The following is a 3,972-nucleotide window of genomic DNA, read 5'->3' on the forward strand; positions in this document are numbered from 1 at the left end:
GTCCACGGGGTTGGGCGGCCCCCGCCAGGCGCGCTCGCAGTCGGCGCGCGCGCGCCGGAAGACCTCCTCGCCCAGGCCCGCGCGCAGCTCCAGCATGAGCGGCCGCACCCAGCGCGCCGCGGCCTCGCGCCCCACCAGGTCCACCAGCGTGGCCCAACCCATGGCCAGCCGTTCATAGGCCTGAGCCGGCTCGCCGCGCTCCACGTGCACGGCGGCGGCCTGGCTCACGGCGTCCAGGTAGGTGATGGCATCGCGCACCTCCAGCGCGCCCCGGCGCGCCATGTCCAGGCGCTGCAGGGCCTCGGCGCGCTCGCCCAGGGCCCGCGAGAGGCGCGCACCCAGCAAGCCGCGCCGCGCGGCGGCGTCGCCCGAGCTGTCGCCGATCGCCGCCAGGCCCTGCCAGAGCTCGTCGGCCCGCCGGGGGTCGTGGTTCATCAGGGCGGCCACGGCCGCCAGCCGGGCCGCCTCGGCATCGCCCGACAGCCCCTGCGCGGAAAACAGGCTGGCCGCCCGCAGGAAGCGCTGCGTCGCGCCTTCGGTGTCGCCCACGGACAGCGACTCCCGGGCCTGCGCCAGCAAGGTGTCCGCCACATCGTGTGCCCGCTCTCGGGCGTTCTCGGTCGTCCAGCCCACCGGGCCGGGCACGGTGTCGTCGTACGCACCCATGACCGCCTCCTTTGCGCCGCCCGCAGGGGCAGCCAGCCGAAGCTTAGATCAGCCGGCGATGCCGCCGGCCCCGTTTTCTCCCCTATGCAGAAATGGGCATAGCACGCGCCCGCAGCCCCACGCCGGAACCCCGGCCAGCCCTGCGCCACAGAGCCGGCAGCGCTGTCACACCGCTCGCCCCACCGGCCCATGTCCACCTCACTCGAACTGCTTCTGGGCCCCGCGCCCTCCGGCACCCCCACCCACCTGCGGCGGCTGCGCAGCGACGACGGCATCGCGCTGCGCCTCATCAGCAACACGGGCGACGACCAGGTGATGCTGCTCAGTTCGCCCGGCCGCCTGCCGCCCGGCACCGAGCTGGACACCCCACAGGGCCTGTGGCACCACACGCTGGCGCACCCGCGCCGCCCGGGCTTGCGGCTGTCGCTGGTGGTGACAGCGGGCAGCGCCCGCGTGCACCTGATGGATGTCTGGCCACGGCACGCCGTGCCACCGCAGGCCCTGGCCGAGGTGCTCGACGAACACAGCCGGCGCCACCGGCTCTGGCGCGAGGCGCTGGCCGCGGACGCCCCTCAGGACGACGGGGACAGCGGCGATGCGCCCCTCACGCCCGACCACCCGGCCGCCCTGCCCTACCCACTCGCCTGACCGGCGCCGCACACCCCCTTGCTGTCTCTGTCCACGCGCCCTCTGTCCCCATGAATCGCCACACCGCCCCATTCCCTCCCGCGGGGAACAGACCACCGGTCTTCCTGCCACGGCAGCAGGTCCCGCCCGCGCGGCACGCGGCGCCGCCCACCGTGGTGCCAACCCCATTCCCCCTGCCGGGGTACCAGCCCGACCACACGGTCGTGAACACGCTCACCAGCCAGTCCCTGGCATGGCTGGAGGAGAACGACCTGAGGTTCGACTTTGGGCAAGGCTTCGACTTTGTCCCCTTGCCTTCACCGCCCGGCTCACCGCCCCCCGCCGACGACAACCCGCCCGGGCCACACCCGTCGAACAACACCCTTCCACCGGTGCTGAGGGCCCTCCACCACATCAACGAAAAGCAGAAGAGCCAGGCACACCGCCAACTAAAGCAATGCACGACGATAGAGCAGGCCCTCGTGGAGATGCTGGCGGCCAGCAACTCAGGGACGCACTGCCATGGCCCCGCCCCCATGCGGGTGGGGTCCGTGCTCGGGTTGGTGGCCAGGCTGCCGCTGAACTCGCGTGTGCGGGAAACGTTTGCCTGCATGTGTCTCGTTCGAATGCGCATGGAACGCAGCGCCATGGGGGTGGCCAATCGCTACATCGACCTGGCGAATACACTGCCCCGCCAGTTCCCGGCTGATGAACTGGGGCCGTACCAGCAAGTCCTCATCGCGTGTGGCCGACTGGCGATCCAACAGATCCGCGACGAAGACGCTGAGCATTTCAAGAAGCAGCCAAGCGAGGCGCTCGACGCGCTGGCTCGCATTGAAAACAGGCTGAACGACTACGAGGCCCAGCCCTGCGTCCAACCACAGGTATCGATTGAGGAGTTGCGCCGGCAGGTCGGCGTTCGGTATCCGCAGCGCGGCACGCCCTCGGCGTCAAGTTTGAAGCGTCGCCATGAGCAGACGGTCACCGAAACGACGCAAGAGGATCCCGACGGCGAGGCAGATGAAGAGCGCATTTCTCCGGCGCGTACCCCCGCCTGGGGGCCATCGCGCTTCGTCGGTGAACTGCACGCGATGGTGTCCGGCGGCCGCTTGATCGTGCGGCAACCGGTCGCTCAGGCCCTGCGGGCTTTCGCCACCTGCCCCAACCGGCAAGGCCTGAGCAGGGCCCTGCCCAGCATCCCGGATGCACAAGGATTTCTGGACATGCTGGACCTGATGCTCGGCCTGAACCCATCGGCGGCAGGCGAGCTCGCGCTGCACACGGCGCTCAGCTACATCGAACATGGCCTGCTCATGCCGAACGCCATTGCCGAAGCCGTGGTCCGCGCCTTGCCCCAGGTGAACACCTGGCCCAGGGACATAGCCTTCACGCTCCCGCTGATGTCCCAGTTGAACCAGCAACCCGCCCTGGTTCGCGAGGCGGTGACCCGCTTGATCGACCGCCTGCTGCGCGCCCGCTCGTGATCGACCGCACCCGCGGCCCCCGGCATCGGCTGCGGGCGCCGGCCCTCGCTCAGCTCGGGCGGATGTTGTTGCGCCGGATCACGTCGGCCATGGCGGCGGTGTCGGCCTTGATGCGGCGCGCCAGGCCCTCCGGTGAGGTGCCGGCCACGGCCCAACCCTGGTTCAGGATCTTCTCGCGCACCTCGGGGCGGCGCACGATCTCGCTGAGCAGTGTGGCCAACCGGTTCACGTGCGCCTTCGGCAGGCTGTTGGGCGCGGCCACGGCGTTCCAGATCTCCAGCTGGAAGTCCTTCACGCCGGCCTCGGCCAGGCTGGGCACGTCGGGCACCACGGCGCTGCGGCCGGCCGAGGTGACGCCGATGGCGTGCAGCTTGCCGGCCTTGACCTGCGCCATGGCCAGGCCCGGCGGCAGCAGCGACATCTGGATCTGCCCGCCGATCATGGCCGCCATCACCTGCGGGTTGCCGGGGTACGGCACGTGCACCGCGCCCAGGCCGGCGCGCGACTTCAGCAGCTCCATGCCCAGGTGCGCCACCGTGCCGATGCCCGGCGTGCCGTAGTTCCACTTGTCGCCGTTGCGGCGCGCGGCCTCCAGGAAGGCGCGCGCATCGGCGGGCGTGCCCGGCGCGCCCGCCAGCAGCAGCGGTGCCACGGCGATCAGCGACACCGGCGTGAGGTCGGTGAGGGGGTCGTAGGTGGTGGCGGGGTTGAGGATCTTGGCGATCGTCATGTTGCCGTTGATCATCAGCCCGATGGTGTGGTCATCGTCGGCGCGCGCCACCTGGGCGGCGGCCACGTTGCCGCCGGCGCCGGGGCGGTTCTCCACCACCACCGGCTGGCCCAGCAGGCCCTGCAGCGGGTCGGCCAGGGTGCGGGCCATCAGGTCGGGCGAGGAGCCGCCGGGAAAGCCCACCACGATCTTGAGCGGGCGGCTGGGCCACGCGGGCTGGGCCAGGGCGGCGGGCAGCGCGGCGGCGGCGGCCAGGGCGGCACCGGTGGCGATGGCTTGGCGTCGGGTGGTGAGCTTCAGTGGCATGGGGGTCTCCAGCGGTTGTCAGGGGTTCGCGGAAGCGGGCCGGGGCGGGGCGCCCGGGCCGGCGTAGAGCCAGGGATTGTCCAACAGGCGTTCGCCCAGCACGCCCATGGCGGTGTCGCGGCCCAGACGCAGCAGGCCGCTGGCGTGGAAGATGCGCCC

General features: G+C 71.7%; 4 protein-coding genes and 1 pseudogene. 2 read left to right on the top strand and 3 right to left on the bottom strand.

The window, feature by feature from the left end; translation table 11 throughout:
• Nucleotides 1-666, bottom strand: a 666-nt coding sequence (locus BGO22_RS01870; RefSeq protein WP_286848532.1) for a hypothetical protein, incomplete at its 3' end; no start/stop codon positions are given.
• 189 nt (nt 667-855) lie between these two features.
• Here BGO22_RS01870 and BGO22_RS01875 point away from each other — a divergent pair.
• Together BGO22_RS01875 and BGO22_RS01880 are read left to right on the top strand one after the other, a co-directional pair.
• Entirely contained in the window at nt 856-1,314 is a 459-nt protein-coding gene (locus BGO22_RS01875) for a hypothetical protein (RefSeq protein ID WP_070397566.1), read from the top strand.
• A gap of 203 nt (nt 1,315-1,517) precedes the next feature.
• Nucleotides 1,518-2,777, top strand: coding sequence for a hypothetical protein (locus BGO22_RS01880; RefSeq protein ID WP_139146928.1), 1,260 nt, complete (start codon nt 1,518-1,520; stop codon nt 2,775-2,777).
• Nucleotides 2,778-2,826: 49 nt separating this feature from the next.
• Here the strand turns inward: BGO22_RS01880 and BGO22_RS01885 are convergent, their stop codons facing one another.
• Nucleotides 2,827-3,813: a Bug family tripartite tricarboxylate transporter substrate binding protein gene (locus BGO22_RS01885; RefSeq protein ID WP_070397564.1), complete on the bottom strand. Its 987-nt coding sequence runs from the start codon at nt 3,811-3,813 to the stop codon at nt 2,827-2,829.
• A gap of 18 nt (nt 3,814-3,831) precedes the next feature.
• Nucleotides 3,832-3,972 (bottom strand): annotated as a pseudogene (locus BGO22_RS01890) (FAD-dependent monooxygenase); the annotation flags it as partial.

Source organism: Hydrogenophaga sp. 70-12, from assembly GCF_001897365.1.
Lineage (GTDB): Bacteria > Pseudomonadota > Gammaproteobacteria > Burkholderiales > Burkholderiaceae_C > Hydrogenophaga > Hydrogenophaga borbori.

What these genes read in the sequence shown, in the direction of transcription:
- BGO22_RS01875 (WP_070397566.1), top strand. Translation starts at nt 856, where the DNA reads ATGTCCACCTCACTCGAACTGCTTCTGGGCCCCGCGCCCTCCGGCACC.
- BGO22_RS01885 (WP_070397564.1), bottom strand. Translation starts at nt 3,813, where the DNA reads ATGCCACTGAAGCTCACCACCCGACGCCAAGCCATCGCCACCGGTGCC.